The organism is Amycolatopsis sp. YIM 10 (genome assembly GCF_009429145.1).
Taxonomy (GTDB): Bacteria; Actinomycetota; Actinomycetes; order Mycobacteriales; family Pseudonocardiaceae; genus Amycolatopsis.
In genome coordinates this window covers 8899198-8920022 of the sequence record NZ_CP045480.1, presented here as the reverse complement: position 1 = coordinate 8920022, position 20825 = coordinate 8899198, and the positions used below count along the sequence as shown (strand labels likewise).

At 68.8% G+C, this 20825-nt stretch carries 20 protein-coding genes; 8 read left to right on the top strand and 12 right to left on the bottom strand.

What is annotated here, in order from left to right:
• Positions 1-575: 575 nt before the first annotated feature.
• On the bottom strand, positions 576-2006 hold the full coding sequence (locus YIM_RS41240) for an alpha/beta fold hydrolase (protein WP_153035524.1): 1431 nt from the start codon (positions 2004-2006) through the stop codon (positions 576-578).
• A gap of 167 nt (positions 2007-2173) precedes the next feature.
• Between YIM_RS41240 and YIM_RS41235 the strand changes: the two genes are divergently transcribed.
• Together YIM_RS41235 and YIM_RS41230 are read left to right on the top strand one after the other, a co-directional pair.
• Positions 2174-3367, top strand: a complete 1194-nt coding sequence (locus tag YIM_RS41235) for a sensor histidine kinase (protein ID WP_153035523.1) — start codon at positions 2174-2176, stop codon at positions 3365-3367.
• On the top strand, positions 3364-4038 hold the full coding sequence (locus YIM_RS41230) for a response regulator transcription factor (protein WP_153035522.1): 675 nt from the start codon (positions 3364-3366) through the stop codon (positions 4036-4038). Before YIM_RS41235 ends, YIM_RS41230 begins: the two co-directional genes overlap by 4 nt.
• Before the next feature lie 283 nt (positions 4039-4321).
• Here YIM_RS41230 and YIM_RS41225 read toward each other — a convergent pair whose 3' ends face one another.
• Both YIM_RS41225 and YIM_RS41220 read right to left on the bottom strand, forming a co-directional pair.
• Positions 4322-5542: a cytochrome P450 gene (locus YIM_RS41225; protein WP_153035521.1), complete on the bottom strand. Its 1221-nt coding sequence runs from the start codon at positions 5540-5542 to the stop codon at positions 4322-4324.
• Positions 5543-5648: 106 nt separating this feature from the next.
• On the bottom strand, positions 5649-6551 hold the full coding sequence (locus YIM_RS41220) for an aminoglycoside phosphotransferase family protein (RefSeq protein WP_153035520.1): 903 nt from the start codon (positions 6549-6551) through the stop codon (positions 5649-5651).
• A gap of 118 nt (positions 6552-6669) precedes the next feature.
• Here YIM_RS41220 and YIM_RS41215 point away from each other — a divergent pair, with 118 nt between their 5' ends.
• Complete coding sequence (locus YIM_RS41215; RefSeq protein WP_194239915.1) at positions 6670-7281, top strand: TetR/AcrR family transcriptional regulator; 612 nt, start codon at positions 6670-6672, stop codon at positions 7279-7281.
• A 75-nt stretch (positions 7282-7356) separates the two neighbouring features.
• On the opposite strand, the gene YIM_RS41210 is transcribed toward YIM_RS41215, so the two are convergent.
• Positions 7357-8103 (bottom strand): SDR family oxidoreductase, encoded by a 747-nt coding sequence (locus tag YIM_RS41210; protein ID WP_153035518.1) that lies wholly within the window; start codon positions 8101-8103, stop codon positions 7357-7359.
• A 98-nt stretch (positions 8104-8201) separates the two neighbouring features.
• On the opposite strand from YIM_RS41210, the gene YIM_RS41205 reads away from it, so the two are divergent.
• The gene (locus YIM_RS41205; RefSeq protein WP_153035517.1) at positions 8202-8675 is read left to right on the top strand and encodes an Rrf2 family transcriptional regulator; all 474 of its coding nucleotides are present in this window, start codon (positions 8202-8204) and stop codon (positions 8673-8675) included.
• On the opposite strand, the gene trxA is transcribed toward YIM_RS41205, so the two are convergent.
• Genes trxA through YIM_RS41190 form a run of 3 tightly spaced genes read right to left on the bottom strand, consistent with a single transcriptional unit; the run spans position 8672 to position 10054 of the window.
• Positions 8672-9004, bottom strand: a complete 333-nt coding sequence (gene trxA / locus YIM_RS41200; RefSeq protein WP_153035516.1) for a thioredoxin — start codon at positions 9002-9004, stop codon at positions 8672-8674. The two genes, YIM_RS41205 and trxA, sit on opposite strands and share 4 nt — an antisense overlap.
• A complete protein-coding gene (locus YIM_RS41195) occupies positions 9001-9399 on the bottom strand; it encodes a MerR family transcriptional regulator (RefSeq protein WP_153035515.1) in 399 nt (132 codons plus the stop codon). The genes trxA and YIM_RS41195 overlap by 4 nt, the downstream gene beginning before the upstream one ends.
• A 28-nt stretch (positions 9400-9427) precedes the next feature.
• A complete protein-coding gene (locus YIM_RS41190) occupies positions 9428-10054 on the bottom strand; it encodes a TetR/AcrR family transcriptional regulator (protein ID WP_194239914.1) in 627 nt (208 codons plus the stop codon).
• Positions 10055-10139: 85 nt separating this feature from the next.
• Between YIM_RS41190 and YIM_RS41185 the strand changes: the two genes are divergently transcribed.
• Positions 10140-11636 carry an NAD(P)/FAD-dependent oxidoreductase gene (locus YIM_RS41185; protein ID WP_153035513.1) on the top strand — a complete coding sequence of 499 codons (1497 nt, stop codon included), beginning with the start codon at positions 10140-10142 and terminating at the stop codon, positions 11634-11636.
• 55 nt (positions 11637-11691) lie between these two features.
• Positions 11692-12441, top strand: a complete 750-nt coding sequence (locus tag YIM_RS41180; RefSeq protein ID WP_153035512.1) for a cyclopropane-fatty-acyl-phospholipid synthase family protein — start codon at positions 11692-11694, stop codon at positions 12439-12441.
• Positions 12442-12444: 3 nt separating this feature from the next.
• Here YIM_RS41180 and YIM_RS41175 read toward each other — a convergent pair whose 3' ends face one another.
• The gene (locus YIM_RS41175) at positions 12445-12906 is read right to left on the bottom strand and encodes a hypothetical protein (protein WP_153035511.1); all 462 of its coding nucleotides are present in this window, start codon (positions 12904-12906) and stop codon (positions 12445-12447) included.
• 283 nt (positions 12907-13189) lie between these two features.
• Here YIM_RS41175 and YIM_RS41170 point away from each other — a divergent pair, with 283 nt between their 5' ends.
• Entirely contained in the window at positions 13190-14017 is an 828-nt protein-coding gene (locus YIM_RS41170; protein WP_153035510.1) for a nitroreductase/quinone reductase family protein, read from the top strand.
• 18 nt (positions 14018-14035) lie between these two features.
• On the opposite strand, the gene YIM_RS41165 is transcribed toward YIM_RS41170, so the two are convergent.
• Entirely contained in the window at positions 14036-14764 is a 729-nt protein-coding gene (locus tag YIM_RS41165) for an SDR family NAD(P)-dependent oxidoreductase (RefSeq protein WP_153035509.1), read from the bottom strand.
• A 58-nt stretch (positions 14765-14822) separates the two neighbouring features.
• Here YIM_RS41165 and YIM_RS41160 point away from each other — a divergent pair, with 58 nt between their 5' ends.
• Entirely contained in the window at positions 14823-15416 is a 594-nt protein-coding gene (locus tag YIM_RS41160) for a TetR/AcrR family transcriptional regulator (RefSeq protein ID WP_153035508.1), read from the top strand.
• Between the two features lie 148 nt (positions 15417-15564).
• On the opposite strand, the gene YIM_RS41155 is transcribed toward YIM_RS41160, so the two are convergent.
• The 3 genes from YIM_RS41155 to YIM_RS41145 are packed head-to-tail and all read right to left on the bottom strand — an operon-like array spanning position 15565 to position 20724.
• Positions 15565-16644 carry a LacI family DNA-binding transcriptional regulator gene (locus YIM_RS41155; protein WP_153035507.1) on the bottom strand — a complete coding sequence of 360 codons (1080 nt, stop codon included), beginning with the start codon at positions 16642-16644 and terminating at the stop codon, positions 15565-15567.
• 9 nt (positions 16645-16653) lie between these two features.
• Positions 16654-18141 (bottom strand): radical SAM protein, encoded by a 1488-nt coding sequence (locus YIM_RS41150; protein ID WP_153035506.1) that lies wholly within the window; start codon positions 18139-18141, stop codon positions 16654-16656.
• On the bottom strand, positions 18142-20724 hold the full coding sequence (locus tag YIM_RS41145) for a glycosyltransferase (protein ID WP_153035505.1): 2583 nt from the start codon (positions 20722-20724) through the stop codon (positions 18142-18144).
• Positions 20725-20825 lie beyond the last annotated feature (101 nt).

The window sequence follows — 20825 nt, the reverse complement described above, 5'->3', positions numbered from 1 at the left end:
GTCATGGCCGACTGGGACACGCGCGTCACCGAATGCGGCGGGATGACTCCCAGCGAGGCACGCAAGAACGACGAGCTAACCCAGCTCCGCGCGAAACTCGCGGACCGGGCCCGCGAATGCACCCTGCTGAACCAACGGCTCGACGCGGCAGCCACAGCGATCGCGGCCCTGCACCACGGCAACACCCTGCTACGCCAGGAACTCGACCAGGCCGGCATCCTGGTCACACTCGACACCCGCCGAACCCAGCCCCATGATCGGAAGGCAAACCGAGTTCGAACCCTGGCAGGCCCACTCGACCGAAGCATTCGTAGTCCACTGTGGGGCACGACGGGGTGGACGGTGCGCCCTCGGGGGCAACTCGCGCAATCGAGACGGTCGAATGCTGCGCCGAATTCCAGTAGCCAGCCGTACTGGCGGGTCGTTGCCAGCACGAGGACCGCGCTGGGAACGGCCCACCTAGTGGGCTGTCCGTCGGTACGGTCGGGCTGGTGTCTAGCTGTCCATGCGGTCTCGGATTCTGGGTGCCGACGCCCTGCGGTGCGAGCGTCGGCGCTTGCTCGGTCACCGTCGCCTCAGCACTCGGTTGCTGGTTTCGGCACGATTCGATCGGTGAGGTAGCGGTCGATGTGTCCCCGCGCGCAACCGTTGTCGAAGTACAGCGTGTGACCGGCTGCTTCGTGCCGGACAGATCCGCTTCCTGGTACCTGCGCGACGACCCTGCTGACCGCGTCGAACTCGTTCCACGCTCCCGTGCCGAGTAACGGTGGCAGGTGCCGGGGCAGCGGCCGGGGTGGGTTGGTCACCGGGGTTGGCCATCCCTCGCAGCGCAGCAGGTTCATCGGCAGCGGGGCCGAGGCCCCGACGTGCGGCGCGGTTCGGTGGAGCCGATCGGTGATGGCGGACAGGTGTCGGTGGCTGCCCGCTCGTGGCCAGTCGAGGCATTCCACCGCGCCGGGAGCTGGCGCGGACGGGTAGGGGACGCGCGCGCCGGCCGGTGCGAATCCCGAAGCGTCGCCGTGCTCGGCGTCTCGGATGGCCTCGGCTAGTTTGCCCCACCGTTCCTGACCCCGAAGCGCGGCGGACAGCCCGAGGGCGCGCAGGTCCCGGCCGCTGTAGCTGGCGCCTACCGCGGGCGCGGGAATCGGCTGACGGTCCGCCGTGGCGGTCACTTCGCGCCAGCGGTGGGACACGTCGCTGCCGTGTAGCGCGCAGGAGGTGTTCGTGGCACACCAGTCGAAGAACCGTCGTAGGGTCCGCTCATTGTCCTGGGCGAGGGCGGCGAGTTCGGCGTGCCAGCTTCGTGTGCTGTGGTTCCACGTGCCGTCCAGCACCATGGTGCGCACCCGATGCGGGAACAGCCGAGCATACGCCTGACCGAAGAAGCCGGCGTAGGAAGCACCGTAGAAGTTCAGCTTCGGCTCGCCGAGCGCGTGCCGGATCGCCTCCATGTCCCTGGCGTGGCTCGCCGAATCCATGTTGTCGAACAGTTCCGGGTCGGTGTCGCGGCATTTCTCCGCGTCGGCGCGGTTCGCCGTGGTGAGCCGTTCGTACTCGGCCTCGTTCCGCGGATACGGGGGGACTGCCGCCATTCGCCAGTCACAACGCAGGAGCGGGGTGCTCATGCCGAGATTGCCGGGGCCGCCGCGGATGTCCCAGGTGACGACGTTCATCCGACGGCGCAGCTCACCGTAGGACTCACCGACGTAGTCGCGCAGCCCTTGCACGTAGCCACCGGCGGGGCCACCGAAGGCGACCAGCACGTTGCCTTCGGCATGTCCTTCGGCTTTCAGCCTGCCGAGCATGAGTGTCATGGTTCGGCCGTGTGGCTCGGACCAGTTCACCGGGACGTCGAGCGTGGCGCATTCGACCCCGAACTTGCCGCCGCCGCCAGGGCACGGTCCCCAGTCGATGGCCGGTTCCGCGACCGCGGCGGTGACCGTGAGCGGTGCGGCCGCGACGACGGCCACGACTGTGACGAGTCGTCGGACATGTCGTTTGATCATGCCGCAACCGTGCCGGATGTCCGTGGTCGCGCGCGTCTGCGTGAAGACTGATTTCCCGAGTCTGTCCAGGGACGGAGCTGGATCGTCGGGCCGGCGCCGACTATGTCCCGAGGCTGACGGCCTGCGGTCGGATGTGCGTGGGCGACCGGCGGCGATAGCGTTGTGCCGTGCATGAGTCCGACCAGGTGCCGCCGTTCGCCAGGCTCGGTCGCGGGCACCTGGTCGCGCTCGACGGTCTGCTGGCGCTCGAGTACGCCGTCGTCCTGGTGGTGACCATCCTGGCCAGGCAGGGCGGCTGGGCGGAGTGCCTGCTCGCCGCCGGTATCGCGGGGCCGTTGTCGGTGCGTCGGATCTGGCCTCGCACGGTTTTCGGCACGGTCACCGCGCTGTCCGTCCTGGCGGCGAGCTTCGACCTGGTCGGCGAGCCGATCTTCGCCGCCGCCTTCGCGCTCTATGCCGTCGCGCTCACCAGGCCGAGACGCGCCTGGATGACGACCAGGTCGGCCCTGGCCGCCAGTGTGATGGGCGGCGTCACGCTTCCCCTCGTCGGCCTGTACCCCACTGAGCCGGGTGGGGAAAACCTGTTCCTGACCGGCGCGATCGCGCTCAGCCTTGCCTGGATCCTCGGTCGCGCGGTCCAGGAGCGACGGACCTACGCCGCGTCGGCGGCACGGCGGATCGCCGGGCAGGCCGTCATCGAGGAACGTCTGCGGATCGCCCGGGAACTGCACGACATCGTCACCCATGGTGTGGGCTTGATCGCCGTCAGAGCCGGTGTCGCCAACCACGTCCTCCGCTCCCGGCCCGACGCCGACCCCGAGATGCGGGAGGCACTCGCGGACATCGAGACGGCCGGCCGCAACGCGCTCACCGAGATGCGCCGGATGCTCGGCGTGCTGCGCCCAGATCGGGAACACGGCGAGGACAGGCAGTTGCGTCCGCAACCGGGGCTCGCCGGCCTCGCCGAGCTCGCAGCGCTGGCCGCCAAAGCGGGGGTGGAGGTCGAACTGAACGTGCAGGACACGCCACCGCTGGCGGCGGGCGTGGAGCTGACTGCCTACCGGATCGTGCAGGAGGCGTTGACCAACGTGGTGAAACACGCCGCACCCGCGCGCTGCGCGGTGACCATCCGGGCGAGCACGGCCGACATACGGATCGACATCGTTGACGACGGAGTCGGTCGCGGTAGCGTGACTGACCGCCGTGGATCCGCTGGCGGCAAGGGGCTGATCGGGATTCAGGAACGGGTGCAGATGTACAGGGGGGAGTTCACCGCAGGACCGCGGCAGGACGGCGGGTTCGGGGTGTCCGTGCGACTGCCTCTCGCGTCGGAGGCCACGATGCCCGGGCGGGACGGATGAACGGCACCGACGAGGCACCGATCCGCGTCCTGATCGCCGATGACCAGGCATTGCTGTGCGGCAGCTTCCGCGCCCTGCTGCAGACCGCACCGGATCTGGTCACCGTCGGTGAGGCGGCGACCGGGGCGGAAGCCGTCGAACTCGCCGCGGTACACCAGCCGGACGTAGTGCTGATGGACGTGCGCATGCCGGAGATGGACGGCATCGAGGCCACCCGCCGGATCTGCGATTCTCCCGCCACCGCGCGGGTGCTCGTCCTCACCATGTTCGACCTGGACTCCTACGTACATGCCGCGCTGCGCGCCGGAGCCAGCGGCTTCCTGCTCAAGGACACGCCCCCGGCCGACCTGCTCGCCGCGATCAGGACCGTCGCGGCCGGTGAGGCATTGCTGGCCCCCTCAGTGACCCGCCGCCTCATCACCGAGTTCTGTCGCGGAGCGCCCGCGCCGCCACCCACCAGCGAGCTGGACGCGCTGACCGCCAGGGAGCTGGAAGTGCTCACCCTGGTCGCGCGGGGAATGTCCAATGCCGAGATCGCCGCACACCTGCGGCTCGGCAAAGGCACCGTCAAAACCCACGTCAGCCACTTGCTGGCCAAGCTGGCCGTGCGGGACCGCGCACAACTGGTCATTGTCGCCTACGAAACCGGCATGATCACTCCAGCTCGGTGAGTTCGCATCACGCTTCACCCTCGGAGGGCGATGAATTCGCACCGGCCGGATCGCGACCTCCGGGCCCTCGACCAACACCGAAGAGTTCGGACTGTGCCACGCCAGGCCACCAACGATCGAGTGAACTCCTCGACTCCGGGTCAGCCGGCCATGATGTCTCACGAGACATTCGAAATCTGGAGAAGAGGTCGTCTACCGGCGCTTCACCTCGGACGGCCGCCTGCGGCACACGGCGTGGCGCGGTCTCCGCCCCGATCGGGATCCGGCCGAGGCGAAGCTGGAATCACTGCGCTGAAAGCACCACCGGCAGTTCGTGGACGCCGTAGATGTTCATGTCCGTCTTGAGCCTCACCTCGTCGGCGGGGATGGCGAGCCGGAGATCCGGGAATCGGCTGAACAGCCCGGTGAACCCGGCGCGCATTTCGATGCGGGCCAGTTGCTGGCCGAGGCACTGGTGGATGCCGTGGCCGAAGGACAGATGGCCCCGGGCCGAGCGGTGGATGTCGAGTGCATCGGGGTTTTCGAAGCGGTTCGGGTCGCGGTTGGCCGCCAGCATCGAAACGATGACGGTCGATCCCTCCGGAATGGTTTCCCCGCAGAGTTCGATGTCTTCCGCGGCGTACCGGAAGAAGATGTCCGCAATGGACAGATAGCGCATGAGTTCCTCGACGGCGCCGGGCATCAGGTCCGGGTTCGCCCGCAGTTCGGCGAGCTGGTCGGGATGCTCCAGCAGCGCGAAAGTGCCCAGCCCCAGCATGTTCGCGGTGGTTTCGTGGCCCGCGAACAACAGCAGGAAGCCGATGCCGACGAGTTCCTCGATGCTCAGGTCGTCCTGGCGGGCCAGGTCGGACAGGAGGTCGTCGCCGGGGTTCTCGCGCTTGCCCGTGACCAGTTCCGCCAGGTACGTGCTGATCGCGGTGTACGCGGCCATTTTGTCTTCGAGCGTGATGTCCCGCTCCATGAACTTGGCGCTGTTGACCTGGAAGGTGTCACGGTCGGAGTAGGGCACACCGAGCAGTTCGCAGATCACCAGCGAGGGCACCGGCAGGGCGAACTCCTTGACCAGGTCGACCGGCTGCGGCAGCTGGGCCAGCTCGTCCAATTGCTGCTCGGTGATCTCCTCGATGCGCTCTTCGAGCTGCTTCATCCGCTTGACCGTGAAGGCGCCGGTGAGCTTGCGGCGCAGTCGCGTGTGGTCCGGCGGGTCCATGGAGAGGAAGATGCCCGGCTCCGGTGGCGAGGGCTCGGTCATCGGGGGCATGCCGGGGGTTTCGTACGGCATGTGGAGGATGCCGAGGTCCTGGCGCGAGCTGAACCGGGTATCCGCCAGCAGCTGGCGGACCGCCTCGTAGCCGGTGACCAGCCAGCCTTCGTGCCCGTCGGGAAAGAGCAGCGGGCTGACCGGCCGGGTGTCGCGCAGCCGGGTGATCTCCCGTGGCGGGTCGAAGGGGCCCGCGTCGCGCTCCATGGGCAGGCCCTGCGGGGTGGGAAGCGTTTGCGTCATCGGCGCTCCTGACTGGGTGGATGGCATCGCAATGCCAAGATGGCACAACAATGGTGCCATGTAAAGCCGCGTTGGCACGGAGGACGGTGCCAACGCGGCTCGGTGGTTACGACCGGGTGCCGAGCGCCTCCGCGATCGCGATCTGCACCGGTTGCAGCCGGGTCTCCCCGTCCTCGACGTTCCACAACGAGTTCTGCAGGATCCTGGCCATCGACCAGCCGTAGGCGCGCTGCCGGTCCAGGCCGAGCGCCTCGGTCAGCAGGTCGAACCGGCGCAGCACCGCGCGGGGCACGTCCCCGGTGGCGACCACGTCGTCCCAGCGGTTGTCCAGCGCGGGCAGCAGGTCGAATCCGGGGTCACCGGCGAGCGGTTCGGGATCGATGGCGAGCCACTTCTCGCGCTCACCGGCGAGGACGTTGTCGTAGTGCAGATCCCAGTGCAGCAGCCGGTCGCCCGGCTCGCCGAGCACTTCGGCCGTGGCCGCCGCGCACCGGCGCAGCAGTTGCCGCTCGGCCGGATCCTCCAGTTCGGTCGCGGCTTCCGGGACCTGGTCGAGCATCGCGGCGGCCACGTCGGCGAGCTGCCGCATCCCGGCCGGTGCGGGTGCCGCGGTCAGCCGCGCGAGCAGTTCGGCGAGCACGACGAGCGCGGTGGTTTCGTCCGGGACCGCGGACAGCGGCCTGCTCTCGTCCAGCCGTTCCAGCAAGTGCGTGCTGGTATCCGGGTCGTACTCGAGCAGCCGGACGATGCCGTCGCCGTCCCAGGTTCGCAGCGCGAGCGCGGTCCCGGCGTTCTCCTCGGTGGGCGGCTGCAGTTTGAGCGCGGCGGGTGTGCCGTCCTCGCGTGTCACCGGCAGCACGAGCGAAGCGCAGCCGTTCCAGGTGGGCCCTTCGGGGCGCAGCGACCAGCGGTCGAGGAACTCGGTGACGAGCAGGGGAAGCGCGGCGAGCCAGTCCGGGTGTCCGTCCCCATGGGACTCGACCAGTTGCGCGGGCACGTCGATGTTCATGTGCGGGAACTCCTTCGTCGGATTTCGGGTGCGTGACGAAGGAGGTGTCGGGGGTGCCCGGGGACCGGGCCGGCGTCAAAGCATGATTTCACCGTACCCGACCGCTTAGATTGACCCCATGACAGAGCGGGACGGCTTGCGCGAGCGCAAGAAGGCGGCGACGCGGGAAGCGCTCAGCGCGGCGGCGTTGCGGCTGGCGCTGGAGCGCGGACCGGAGAACGTGCGCGTGGACGACATCGCCGAAGCCGCCGGTGTGTCCCCGCGCACCTACAACAACTACTTCTCCAGCCGGGAACAGGCGATCGTCGCGGCGATCGCGTCCGAGCGCGCCTTGAGGATCGGCGCCGCGCTGCGAGCCAGGCCGGCGGACGAGCCGCTGGCCGAGGCCGTGGTGGAAGCGGTGGTCGAGCAACACACCGAGCCGTCGGGGGACGCGCTGACGCTGATCACGTCGGCACCGGCGCTGCGGGCGGAGTTCATCGAAACGGTCGCGTCCATCGAATCCCCGCTGGCCGCGGCCATCGCCGAACGACTGGGCCGCGACGAGGGCCTCGCGACGGCGGTGCTCGCCGCCGCCGTCACCGCAGCCGCGCGGGTGGCGGTGGAGCAGTGGGTCGGCGGCTGGCAGCCAGCCGCGGGCGATTTGCTTGTGGTCCCGCAGGGCCCGCCCCTAGCGGACCTACTGCGGGACGCATTGGCACTTGTGGTGCCCGCGTTGCAAGCCATCTAGCCGATGTCTGAGGGTTTGCGCCGGCGCGGGCTGACGGCCCACCGCAAGCGGCTCCGCCGCTTATAAAGACAAGGCCTAGCGCGAACCGGCCAGCCACTCCTTGTAGGTGATCTTGCCGAGCCGCGGGTTCTCACCGGGGGTGAGCGAGCGGTCGTCGATCGCCGCGCCGAAGTAGCCCGCGGCTTCGTCGGCCACGACCTCGCGCGGATCTTCCTGGTGCGCCAGGTGTTCCCGGACGATGTCGGCCAGGCCGCGCGGCTCTGGTCCGGCCAGTTCGACCGTGCCGTTCACGGGGTCGGCGAGCACCACGTCCGCGAGTGTGGCGGCGACGTCCTCCGCGGCGACCGGCTGGAACAGCGCCGGGGACAACCGCACCTGGTTGCCGTCCGTGCTCGTCCCGGCGATGCCGTCGAGGAACTCGAAGAACTGGGTGGCGCGCAGGATCGAGTACGGCACGCCCGATTCCTTGATCAGCTTCTCCTGGGCGACCTTCGCGCGCATGTACCCGCTGTCCGGCAGGCGTTCCGCGCCGACCACCGACAGCGCCACGTGGTGCCCCACGCCCGCCGCGGCTTCGGCGGCGAGCAGGTTCCGGCTGCTCGTGGTGAAGAACTCCAGCACGGCGTTGTCTTCGAACGACGGCGAGTTCGACACGTCGGCGACCACCCGCGCGCCATCGAGCGCCCCGGCCAGCCCTTCGCCGGTGAGCGTGTTCACCCCGGACGACGGCGCCGCGGCCGTCACCTCGTGCCCGCTCGCGCGCAGCCGTCCGACCAGCTTGCTCCCGATGAGACCGGTACCGCCGATGACCACGATCTTCATGGCTGCCTTCCCAGTTGGCTCCAACTCGGACACCAACTGTCCGAGTTGATCGCCATCCTACTCGGATAACTTGTGTCCGAGTCAAGTACGCTGGTCAGGTGAAGATCTCCGGCGGAGTCGAGTGGGCGCTGCACTGCTGCGTGGTGCTCACCGCGGTCGACCAGCCGGTGCCCGCCGCGCAGCTGGCGGAACTGCACGACGTCTCGGCCAGCTACCTGGCCAAACAGCTCCAGAGCCTGTCCAGGGCCGGGCTGGTCCGTTCGGTGCAGGGGCACGCCGGCGGCTACGTGCTCACCCTGTCGCCTGCCGAGATGACCGTGCTCGACGTGGTGGAGGCGGTCGACGGCGCGCGGCCCGCGTTCACCTGCACGGAGATCCGGCAGCGCGGGCCGCTGGCGGCCTCGCCCGAGGTCTGCACCCGGCCGTGCGCGATCAACCGGGCGATGTCCGCGGCCGATCGCGCCTGGCGCGAGGCACTGCGGGAAGTGACCATCGCCGACCTGGCGAGGCAGGTCGGCGAGGACTACGACTTCGACGCGCTCGGCGGCATCCGCCGCTGGCTGTCTACTTAGGACACAGGAAGGCCGAGCAGCGCGTCGATTTCGGCGAGCAGCTTGGCTTTCGGCTTCGCGCCGACCAGTGAGCGCACCGGGACGCCGTCGCGGAACAGGATCAGCGTCGGCAGCGACATCACCTGGTAGTTCCGCATGGACAGCGGGTTCTCGTCGGTGTTCAGCTTGCGGATGGTCAGCGAGTCCGCGCGCTCCTCGGCGATTTCCGCCAGTACCGGCGCGATCATGTGGCACGGCGGGCACCACTGCGCCCAGAAGTCGACCAGTACCGGCCGGTCGTGCTGGAGCACCGCGGTGTCGAAGGTGTCGTCGGTGATCGTCTCGATCATGTCCGTGTCTCCTCGTTCTGGGTCACCCGGCACGGGTCGGGCTGTCGCGCCATGGCCGCGGCCAGCTTGGCCAGCAGGTCGGCCCGCACCGAGTTGAGCCGGTCGAGGCAGGCGTCCACCTCGGCCAGTTTGCGTTCGTAGACCTCGATCGAATCGGCGCACGAATCCCCGGCCTCGTGCCCGGACCGCAGGCAGTCGACGAACGGCCGGGTGTCGTCCAGGCTGAGCCCCGCCGCCTGCAGCGTCCGGATCTCGGTGACCATCCGGACGTGTTCCTCGCCGTAGTCCCGGTAACCGTTGGCCGCGCGCGGCGCGTCGAGTAGGCCCTGCGCTTCGTAGAACCGCAGTGCGCGCGTCGTCGTCCCGGCTCGCCTGGCCAGTTCGCCGATTCTCATGCTTCGACGGTAAACGTTGACGTGAGCGTCAAGGCAAGATGAGCCGTTCGGTCAGCGTCGCGCCGATACCGGCGAACTCGGCGACCAGTTCGTCCTCGGTCAGTTCCACGGAGCCGGTGAGCCAGCTGTGCAGCACCTCGTGGATGCCGCCGATGAGCAGCAGCGCTGTCGCCTCCACGCGAGCGCGCAACGGCGTGCCGCTGAGCGCGAGCACCTGCTCGGTGATCACCGAGGCGAAGGTCTGCACGACCTTGGCGCGGTGCGCGCGGAGCAGGTCGGAGGTGAAGCATTCGACGTAGGCGCGGGCCTGGCGCGGATCGGTCTCCAGCCCGCTGATCAGCGGGCGTATCGCGATGGCGTACTGCGTGGTCAGGTCGGCGGCCGGCGGGATCGTCTCGGCCGCCTGCAGGATCTGTTCGCTCATCTGCCTGGTGAGCTGGTCGAACAGGGCGATGAGCAGTTCGTCGCGATTGGCGAAGCTCTCGTAGAAGTACCGTTCGGTGAGCTTGGCCCGGCGGCAGACGGCGGTCATGGTGAACCCGTCCCGGCCGCGTTCGCCCAGCACGTCGAGCGCGGCTTCGAGCAGTTGCTCCCGCCGGGTGGCGCGGCGATCCTCGGCACTGACCCCGCGGAACGGGCGGATGACCGGAGACATGCACCCCATCTTGACAGATGTGACGGTCAGGTGTGAGCCTCTGTTGACAGGGCGCCCTGTCATCTTTCGACGGTCAGGAGTGGCGATGACGCACTACGACGTGCTGGTGGTCGGGGCCGGGTTCTCCGGGATCGGCGCGGCCATCAAGCTCCGCGAGGCGGGGTTCGACGACTTCCTGATCGTCGAGGACGGTGACGGGGTCGGCGGGGCGTGGCACTGGAACACCTATCCCGGCGTGGCCGTCGACATCCCGTCCTTCAGCTACCAGTTCTCCTTCTACAAGCGCGACGACTGGTCCCGCGTCTACGCGCCGGGCGACGAGCTGAAGAACTACGCCGAGGACTGCGTGGACCGCTTCGGCCTGCGCGACCGGCTCCGCCTGAACACCAGGATCGACTCGGCGGCGTTCGACGAGGTCCACGACCACTGGAAGCTCGGCACCACCGGCGGCGACCAGTTCACCGCGCGGCACGTGGTGGTCGCGACCGGGGTGCTGACCCAGCCGAAACCGCCCGCCATCGACGGGCTGGACTCCTTCGGCGGCACGATCATGCACACCGCGCGCTGGGACCACGACGTCGACCTGCGCGGCAAGCGCGTCGCGATCATCGGCACCGGCGCGTCGGCGGTACAGGTGATCCCGTCGATCGCGGAGACGGTGGACCGGCTGACCGTCTTCCAGCGCACGCCGATCTGGTGCCTGCCCAAGCCGGACGCCCGGCTCACCCGCCCGCTGCGTGAGGCGCTGCGGCGGGTGCCGGGCGCGAAGCGGCTGACCCGCGTGCTCAGCCAGGCCTACGTCGAGGCGAACTTCCCGATCGCCGCGCACTTCACCGGCGTGCCGGTGGCCAAGTTCGGGGAGAAGCTGGCGCGGCGGTTCCTGCGCAAGGAAGTCGCCGATCCGGTCGTCCGGGAAAAGCTCACGCCGCGGTACGCGCTGGGCTGCAAGCGCCCGAGCTTCTCCAACGACTACCTGCGCACCTTCAACCGCGACAACGTGGTGCTGGAGACCGCGGGCATCGAACGCGTGACACCCCAAGGGATTCGCACGGTCGAGGGGGTGGAGCACGAGGTCGACGTGCTGATCCTGGCGACCGGGTTCAAGGTGTTCGAATCCGGGAACATGCCGCCGTTCCGCACCACCGGGCTCGGCGGCACCGATCTGGAGACCTGGTGGGACACCCACCGTTTCCAGGCGTACCAAGGGGTCAGCGTGCCGGGCTTCCCGAACCTGTTCATGATCCTCGGACCGTACGGTTACAACGGTTCCTCCTACTTCAACCTGATCGAGACGCAGAGCAGGCACATCCTGCGCTGCCTGACCGAGGCCAGGCGGTCCGGGGCGACCAGGGTCGAGGTCACCGAGGAGGCGAACCGGGCCTACTTCGAGAAGGTGCTCGCCCGACGTCCGCAACAGGTGTTCTTCCAGGGTGGCTGCGGGTCGGCCAACAGCTACTACTTCGACAAGCACGGCGATGTGCCGTTCCGGCCCTCGCTCACCCTGGAAACCATGTGGACCAGCGCGCGGTTCGATCTCGGGCACTACCGGTTCGCCGGAAAAGCGGTGGACGACGCGGCCTGACCCTGCCTAGCCTCACCGGCGATCGCGTTTTCCCCGGGCAGCGAGGAATCCAGTTTTGCCGGACCTGCCGAGGCAGTTCACCATCCGAGAAGGCCGCCACCGCATCCACAACCCGTTCACCGAGGAGAAGCTGGCGGCGCTCGGTCGCGCGCTGTACCTGCCCCCCGGCACGCGACTGCTCGACCTCGGTTGCGGTTCGGGCGAACTGCTCTGCACCTGGGCGCGTGACCACGGGATCACCGGGGCGGGGGTGGACATCAGTTCGGTGTTCATCGACTCCGCGCGGGCACGGGCGATCGAGCTGGAGGTCACCGATCGGGTGGAGTTTGTGCATGCCGACGCCACCGGGCACGTTGCCGCGGAACCGGTCGACGTGGCCGCCTGCCTCGGTGCCACCTGGATCGGCGGGGGCCTGGTCGGCACGGTGGACCTGCTCCGCCGCAGCCTGCGACCGGGCGGAATGCTGTTGGTCGGGGAGCCGTACTGGCGCCGGGAACCACCGGATCAGGCCACTGTGGAGGCTTGTCACGCGCGGACGCGCGACGATTTCCGCGCGTTGCCGGAACTGCTTTCGGCATTCGGGGAAATGGGCTGCGACGTGGTGGAAATGGTGCTCACCGACCAGGACGGCTGGGACCGGTACGTCGCCGCGCAGTGGTTGAGCACCCGATTGTGGCTGGACCGGAATCCGGATGACGAACTGGCTCCGGAAATGCGCGCGGAACTGACTTCCGCGCCCGTTCAGCATGTGCTCTACCAGCGCGAGTACCTGGGCTGGGGCGTTTTTGCGCTGATGGACCGCTGAGTTCTAACGGCCGCCGAGTGACGCCGCGAGCGCTTCCGCTTCGTCCCTGGTGAAATTGCCGGTGATTTCGATGTCCCCGCCGGGAATCGGTGAGTTGATGGTGGGCGCGGAAAGGACCTGGCCGTTCGCCACCATGGCCACCTGCTTGCCGACGTTCTCCTCGGTCAGCTTCCCGAACTTCTCCCCGAGATCCGCCGGCAGCGACACGCCGACCACGAAGCCGCCGCCCTCGGGGCGGAACACCGCTTCGACCTTGGTGAAGTGGTCGAGCACCAGCACCACCGGCCCCACTTCGTAGGTGGCGCCCTGCTTGTCGGTCAGCGTGGTGCCGCCGCCCGGCGTGACCACCCGCAGTTCCACGGGCGTGCCCGCGGCGAAGACCGGGGCCGGCGCGGCCTGGCCGGAGACCGGTTCGGAGCACGCGGCCAGTACGAAGGCGAGCAGCAGCAGGGGCAGCAGGCGCATGCCCGGAACGATAGCCCGGTGGTTGCCATCGCGGTGCCGATTGCTCTACAGTCGTTATCGTGACTGCCGGGTCGGCCTTGGGCCAGAATCGAGATGGGTTCCCGGCCGAGGCGTGAGCCCTCGGCGGGCGAGAGCCCCGCCCGTGACTATCTTTACCCCTGTCTTCCGCGTGACTGACGCGATGTGACCGCTCGTTTCTGCCTTCCTTTGGCGAATCTCTGCCTTTTCCTGCCCGCCTGCCCTGGCGGCAATTCGTCCTGCCCGAAAACTACGAAAGAAGCGTATGCCCAACGATTTCAACCAGCCCGTGATCGAAGAGTTCCGCGCCAACGGTGGCCGCGTCGGCGGTTACTTCGAAGGAGCCAGGCTGATCCTGCTGACCACCACCGGCGCGCGCTCCGGCCAGCCGCACACCGTGCCGCTGGCCTACCTGCCCGACGGCGCGGAACGCCTGCTGATCATCGGCAGCGCGGGCGGTGGGCCACGGCATCCGGCCTGGTACCACAACCTGCTGGCCAATCCGCGGGCCACCGTGGAGACCGGTGTGTTCACCTACGAGGCCGAGGCCACCGTGCTCGAGGGTGCCGAACGCGACCGGATCTTCGCGCGTGCGGTGGAAGTCGACGAGGGCTGGGGCAACTACCAGAAGATGACCAGCCGCGTGCTGCCCGTGGTGGCGCTGACCGAGGTGGCGGGCGGCCCGCCGAACGCGTCGTCACCCGGCGCCGCGCTGAAGCTGGTGCACGACGCGTTCCGGCGGGAGCTTTCCTTGATCCGCAAGGAGTTCGCCGAATCCGGTGCCTCGCTCGGTGTGCAGTTGCGGATGAACTGCCTGACCCTGTGCCAGGGCTTGACCTTCCACCACACCGGCGAGGACACCGCCCTGTTCCCGTACCTGGCCGACCGCTGCCCGGAACTCGCGCCGACCATCGACCGGCTGGGGCGGGAACACCAAAAGATCGCCGTGCTCATCGAAGAACTGTCCACTGTGGTCGGCGCCGACCACGCAGACACCTTGTCCGTCCTACCCGAAGTGGAGCGTCTCACCGAAGAACTGGAACGCCACCTGGATTACGAGGAGGCCCAACTGATCCCGCTGCTGGATGGCTGACTCGGCCGGGGTGCCGGCTCACACGGCCGAGTAACCACCGTCGACGGAGAGCAGGGCGCCGTGGATGTTCGAGGCGGCATCCCCGGCCAAGAAGAGCACGGCCTGCGCGATCTCCTCCGGCGTGCTCGTCCGGCGCGACGGCGTGCGGGCGAGCAGCGGCGCGATGTGCTCGCCCCACTGTGCCGTCTTCTCGGTGGCCGTCGGGCCGGGGGCGACGGTGTTGACCCGCACGCCGGACGGGCCGTACTCGTCGGCCCACGACTTGGTCAGCGAGTGCATCGCCGCCTTGGTCATGCTGTACAGCGCCGAACCGGCGCTCCCGGTCAGGCCGTTGATCGAGCCCAGGTTGACGATGGCGCCGTGGCCCCGCGCGGCCATGCCGGGCGCGACCAGTCCGGTCAGCAGGAACGCGGCCTTGATGTTGATCGCGAGCGCGCGATCGATGGTGTCCTCGCTCACCTCGGCGGTCGGCTCCGGGGTGAGCAGCATGGCGGCGTTGTTCACCAGGATGTCGATCGGCTCGGCGGCCAGCGCGCGGACCGCGCTGAGGCCCTCGGCCAGATCGGCGCGGACGAAGGTGGCCTCGCCGCCTGCCTCGGCAATGCCGGCGACGACCTTCTCGCCGCGGGCGTTGTCGCGGCCGCTGACGATGACGCGTGCGCCCTCGGCCGCGAGTGCGCGGGCGATGGCGACGCCGATGCCGTCGGTGGATCCGGTGACCAGTGCGGTGCGATTGCTCAGGTTCATGCCCACGACCCAACGCCGATTAAAATGGACCCGCAAGTCCAAAAGAGGGAGGCCCCGGATGAAGCTGACGGCCAAGGGCGCGGCGACCCGCCACCGCATCGTCGAGGGCGCCGCGGCCGAGATCCGCGAGCACGGCGTCGCGGTCACCACCCTGGACGATGTGCGTGCCCGCACCGGGACCAGCAAGAGCCAGCTCTTCCACTACTTCCCGGGTGGCAAGGAAGACCTGCTGCTCGCGGTGGCGCGGTTCGAGGCGGGCAGGGTGCTGTCCGACCAGCAACCGCAGCTCGGTGATCTCGGCTCTTGGCCGGCCTGGCAGGCGTGGCGGGACAAGGTGGTGGAGCGGTACCGCAAGCAGGGACAGCAGTGCCCGCTGAACGTGCTCTTCTCGCAACTCGGGCGCAGCACGCCCGGCGCGCAGGCGGTAGTGACCGAACTCATGCGGCAGTGGCAGGCGGAGATCACCGCAGGCGTCCGGAAACTACAGGACGCAGGCGAGGCCGATCCCGCGACCGATGCCGACCAGGTAGCAGCGGCCCTACTAGCCGGAATCCAGGGCGGTGTGCTCCTACTGCTGTCGACTGGCAGCACCACCCACCTGGAAGCCGCCCTCGACGTCGGTATCAAAAACCTGCGCCCCCGATCGCGTTGAGCTGCGCTGTCGGGGTTTCGGGCGCTGCCGCCACTGGCGCCGTGGGTTTTGTGCTCGCTGTCGGGTTCGGGACCCGTGCCGCCGTTCGCGTCGAGGCGCGGTCGCGGCCGGCACTAAAGCAGCCGGGCTCCACCGCGGGATCGAGAAACTAAGCCACCGGTCCTGTCGAGCCGCGCACGATCAGTTCGGTTTCCAGGGTTATCGGCTGGTGTACCGGTCGTCCGGCGAGTAGGTCCAGGGCCATTCGTCCGGCTGCGCGGCCCTTGCCTGCCAGGTCCTGACGCACGGTGGTCAGCGCCGGGGTGGTCCAGCCCGCCTCGGCGGTGTCGTCGAAGCCCAGCACCGACAGGTCCTCCGGCACCCGCAGGCCCAAGTCGCCCGCCGCGGCCAGGGTGGCGATCGCCAGCTCGTCGGACATGCACAGCACGGCCGTCGGCCGGGGGCTTGTTTCCAGCACGGCCCGCGCGCTGACCTGCGCCTCGGCCCGGGAAAGGCCGGAGGTCTCCCAGATCGGCACCGCCCCCGGATCGAGTCCGGCCGCTTCGAGCGTGTCCAGGTAGCCGATCATCCGCTCGCGGTTGTCCCGGAATCGGCTCCGCCGCGCGTCCGCCAGTGACAGCGGGCCGCCGCGAGGGGTGGAGAGGCACTGCGCGGACAGGATGCCGAACCGCCGGTGCCCGAGGTCGAGCAGGTGCCGGGCGGCGGCAGCGGCCCCGGCGCGGTCGTTGATGCCGACCACCGCCGCGCCCGCCACGATCGGCTGGTCGATCACCACCAACGGCAACCGGCGCTGCTTCACCGCCTTCAACGCGGGCGCGCCATCGGCGAGCGAGTACGCCACGGCGAGGTCTGCCTGCGCGGCGAGCACCCGCTCGGCCCGCGGCCCGCCGTCATCCCCGCCAGGAATGAGCAGCAGCGCGTAACCCTCGGTGTCCACTTCGGTCGACAGCGCGTCCAGGGTGATGGACAGCGCCGGATCGGAGAACGCCGCGCGCAGCGGGGTGTCGAGCATGAACGCGATCGCCCCGGTGCGGCTGGTGGCCAGGCTGCGCGCCACCGGGTTCGGCCCCGGATAACCGAGGCGGCGCGCGGTCCGCAGCACCTCCTCGCGCAGGTCGGCCGAGAGCTGGTCCGGCCGGTTGAACGCGTTCGATACCGTCGCCCTGGACACACCGACGGCTTCGGCCACGCTGTCGAGCGTCGGCTTCCGCTTCCGGGGTGCAGGCACCCCGGTAGCTTACGGTGACAGCGCGGGGGCCAGCTCGCTCGTGGCGTCCAGCTCGGTGTTGATGATGGCCTCGACCAGCACCTCGCCGTCCGGGGTCAGCTCGACGCGCCCGGCCCGCTCGTCCAGCCGGAGCAGGCCGCGCTCGGCCAGCGAGGCGAACTGCGCGCGCCACGGCTCGGCGAACAGCGAACTGCCGGGGAAGCGGCTGCGGTGCAGGCCGTCGTCGAGCGGCTGCAAAGTGGACAGTGCCATCTTGATCGCCCGCGCCTCCTGCGCGGAGGCGGAAAAACCGGTCGCCGAACCGAGCGGGATGCGGCCTGCTTCCACCGCCTCGGAGTACCGCTTCCAGTGCACGTCGGTGATCGCCTCGGAGGCGCGGCAACTGGAACTGCCACCGAGGCCGATCGCCACCTCGGCCTCCTGCCGGTCCTGGTCGACCATGATCGACTTCCACTTCTCCGGCCCGAGCCCGTCCCTGGCGAAGTACATCGTCGGGTGCTCGGTGTAACCGCCGGCGCGGAGGCCTTCGGTGAGCACCTCGCGCATCTGGTACTGCTCGCCGAGCGGCGGCCAGCGGTGCCCGGCGGCCACCAGCCGGTCGCGGTAGTCGGGCAGCTGCCACGCGGCCGGTTGCACACCGGCCACCCCGGTGCGGGTGTCCGTATAGGACTTGAGGTGCAGCTTGGTGCAGACCACCGCGGTCGGCTGCTCGGCGAGCACGATCTCCAGGTCGCGCCGCACACTGCCGACGGTCTGGTCCAGCAGGCCGTACATCAGGTCGATGCTGATCCAGTCGAAGCCGGTGCGCTGGGCGTTGCGGATGAACTCGACGCACATCTCGGCGCTGTGCTCGCGCCCGGACTGCTGAAGCACCGGGTCGTCGAAGGACTGCACTCCGCTGGACAGCTTGGTGCAGCCCAGTTCCGCGAGCAGTTCGAGCTTGTCCGGGGTGAACGTGCTCGGGTCGCCCTCGAACCGGATCGTGGTCTCGGGGCCGAAGCCGAAGTTCTCGCGGTAGAACTCGAGCAACCGCCGGATCGCGTGCTTCGGCAGCAGCGACGGCGTGCCGCCGAACACGTTGAACTCGCCCACCGGCGCCGTGGCCAGCGACGGGACCTGTTCGAGCCACAGGCGCGCCTCGCGGATGTTCCAGTCGACCCACTGGCTCGCCTTGGCGTCGGTCACCTCGGGACTGCCCTTCACCAGCACCACCGGGTACTGGCAGAACCGGCAGCGGTAGGCGCAGGTCGGGATGTAGGACCACAGGTGGATGGGTGCCGAGTCGGCGAGCTGGGCCTCCAGATCGGCCAGGAACGACTCGGGGGCGTAGTCCGGTTCGTTGCCGGGAAAGACGTGCGCGCCGAACGGGTCTTCGACCACGTACTCCAGCAGATGCCGGTTCTCCGGTGCGGTGAGGACGTCGAGCACGGCCGGAACCGGTGCGGTCGCGTCGGTTTCGCGCAGGGAGGCCAGCGCCTGCTCGTAGGTCATCGTCATTCAGAACACCCCTCCGTTGCCGAAGTAGTTGTGCGCGTCGCCGGATTCGCGGTCCTCGCAGTAGTACTTCACGAACTCGGCGAACCGCTCGGGCGGCACGTCGTCGAAGCACGGCGGCAGCGGCGGCGGATAGCCGATGTCCTCGCCGACCGTGGCCCGCAGGCGCGCGAACAGCTCGTCGGCGAACTCGAAGTACAAGCGGTAGCAAGGAGTTTTGTACGAGTGGATCGGGGTGAAGTCGGTGACCCGCATTTCGTCCTTGATCTCGGCGATCCGCCTGCCGAGGCGGTCGGCGAGGTCGGGGCCGAAGAACTCGATCACCGCGTCGTCGTCGAGCAGGGACGGGGTGAGCAGCACCGGCAGGATGGTGTTCTTCGGCGTGAAGTCCTTGATGGAGAACTCCCACGCCTGCTGGGCTTCCGCCTCGGTGAGATCCGATTCGCGGGCCGGTTTCGGGTCCTCGACGCGGATGTCGCGCATCACGATGATGCCGTCCGAACCGTAGGCGCGGCCGGTGATCACCTCGTCGATGGCGTGGTCCACCCGGCGCGGGTTGATCTCCACCCGCGACTTCGGCGCGTACAGGATCTCCTCGCCCGAACCGCGGACCTTGATGCCGAAGTCCCAGTCGTCGGAGAGGTGGTTGACGAACTTGCCGTGCTGCAACTGGTAGAAGATCTCGATGCCGCCGACGCGGTCGTAGGCGTCGCGGTCCACGGCGAAGCCCTTGCCGTCGGGAAAGCCGCCGAACAGCGCGAAGGTGACGGCCCGGCAGCGCAGCGTGCGTGAGATCGCGTCCCACAGGCGCGGGCGGCCGGTGAAGTGCTCCGGTGAGTAGTAGTAGTCGCAGACGCCGATGGCCGCCTTGCCGGATTCCATCGCGGCGAGCAGTTCGGCCAGCCAGTCGGGGTCGACCCGGCAGTCGGCGTCGGCGGAGACCAGGAGGAACCGCTCGTCCGCGCCGGTGCCGCGGTTCTTGCTGCGTGCGCTGGCGAAGTCCATTCCGGTCCGGCGGGCGCAGGCCACGCCCTGCTCCGGTTCGGGCACCACGTGCAGCGCCAGGTCCGGGTGCGCTTCGGCGAACCGGCGCGCGATGGCCACCGTGTCGTCGGTGGAGTTGTTGTCCACCAGCACGACTTCGTACGCCGACCGGTCGATGCCCTGCTGGTGGTAGAGCGAGTCCAGCACCGTCGGCAGGTTCGCCGCCTCGTTGAACACCGGTAGCACCACGCTGATCCGGGTGTGCTCGCCCATCGGCGCGAGGAACAGCTCGTCGAGGAGGCGCTCAGCCCGTCCTTCGCCGAAGTGCCGCCGGCCCAGCGCGTAGTTGTGCTCCGCCATCTTCGCCCTTTTTGTCTCGTCGTGGATCAGTTCGGCCACCTCGTCCACAAAGGACTGGGTGGGCAGGTCGTGCCGGCGCACGTCCAGCACCGGCGCGCGGAAGCCCTTGTCGCCGTAGACCGTCTGGTACAGCTCGTAGCGGCTGGTCAGATACGGCACACCGGAGGCGATGGCCTCGCCGATCGGATTGCCGTAGCTCTCGTAGTCGTAGGAGGTGAGGAAGGAGACCAGTTGGGCGTGGGCGAGCAGGTCGCGCACGGAGTAACCGGGCCTGCCGACCTCGGCGTCGTGCGGGGAGAGCCGGCCGCCGAAGACCACGCGGTCGCGCACCCCGAGCTGATCGGCGAGTGCGGAAAGTCTGGTGAATTCACCAGGGTGTTCGGCCGGATCACCGGCTACGAACAGATGGGTGCCGGGCAGTGCGGCGATCAGGTGGAGGTCGCGGTCGATGCGCTTCTGCGGCACGATCCTGGTGAACCGGGCGATCAGCGGTACGTGCTCGGGAATGCCGTGTGCGGCACGGAAACCGGCGTTGTGCCCGGTCACCTCGGCCGGCCGGTGGGTGAAGGTGTTCGGCAGCACGCTGATCCGGCGCAGGTGCGGCGCCCACTCCAGCGTCCGCCGCCGCGCCTCTTCGTGCAGGGCGACGTAGTGGATGAACGGGCTGTGCGCCGGGGCGGGCGTGTGCGGATAGGGGAATTGCCCGTACTTACCGCTGCTCGGCTCACTCTGCCACATCAGATCGTGGTCGCGCCAGAGCACGAAACAACCCAGCCGATGGCGGTTGCCGTATTCCTCGATCGCCTGGTAGAGCGCGCGCGTGTAGATGATGTTCTCGGGCAGGGTGCCATTCTCGACGAGCACGAAAGAAATGCCGAGTTCGGTCCACTTGTCCAGAATTCGGTCACGCAGGGTGGCGATCGCCGAATTCATCACCGACCGTAGTCGCGAGTCGTCGCCCCGGCCGATCACCTCGGTCAGCACCGCGGTGACCAGCTCCGGTGTGTAACCGTCGATCCCTTGTATAGCTTCGATCCGGTCCAGCTCGATCCACTCGGGCAGCAGGTCGGATTCGTCCGTGTACGGCCGGAAGAAGGCGTTCTTGTCCGCCTTGATGTCGTATCCCAGGTCGAGGTGGACCCGAATTCCCCGGTCGTGGAAAAAGCGGGCGGTCTTGACGAACTCGACGATCAGTCCGGAGATCGGTGTGCCGTCGAACGAAATTCCCCAGAGGGCTGACATGGGCGCGCGCTCACTCCCTCGGGCATCGTCGGCGGCCGAGTGTTCAACACTGTCGTTGGGTGGGGTTAATGTTACGGGCGAATACGCCGTTTCGCACCCAG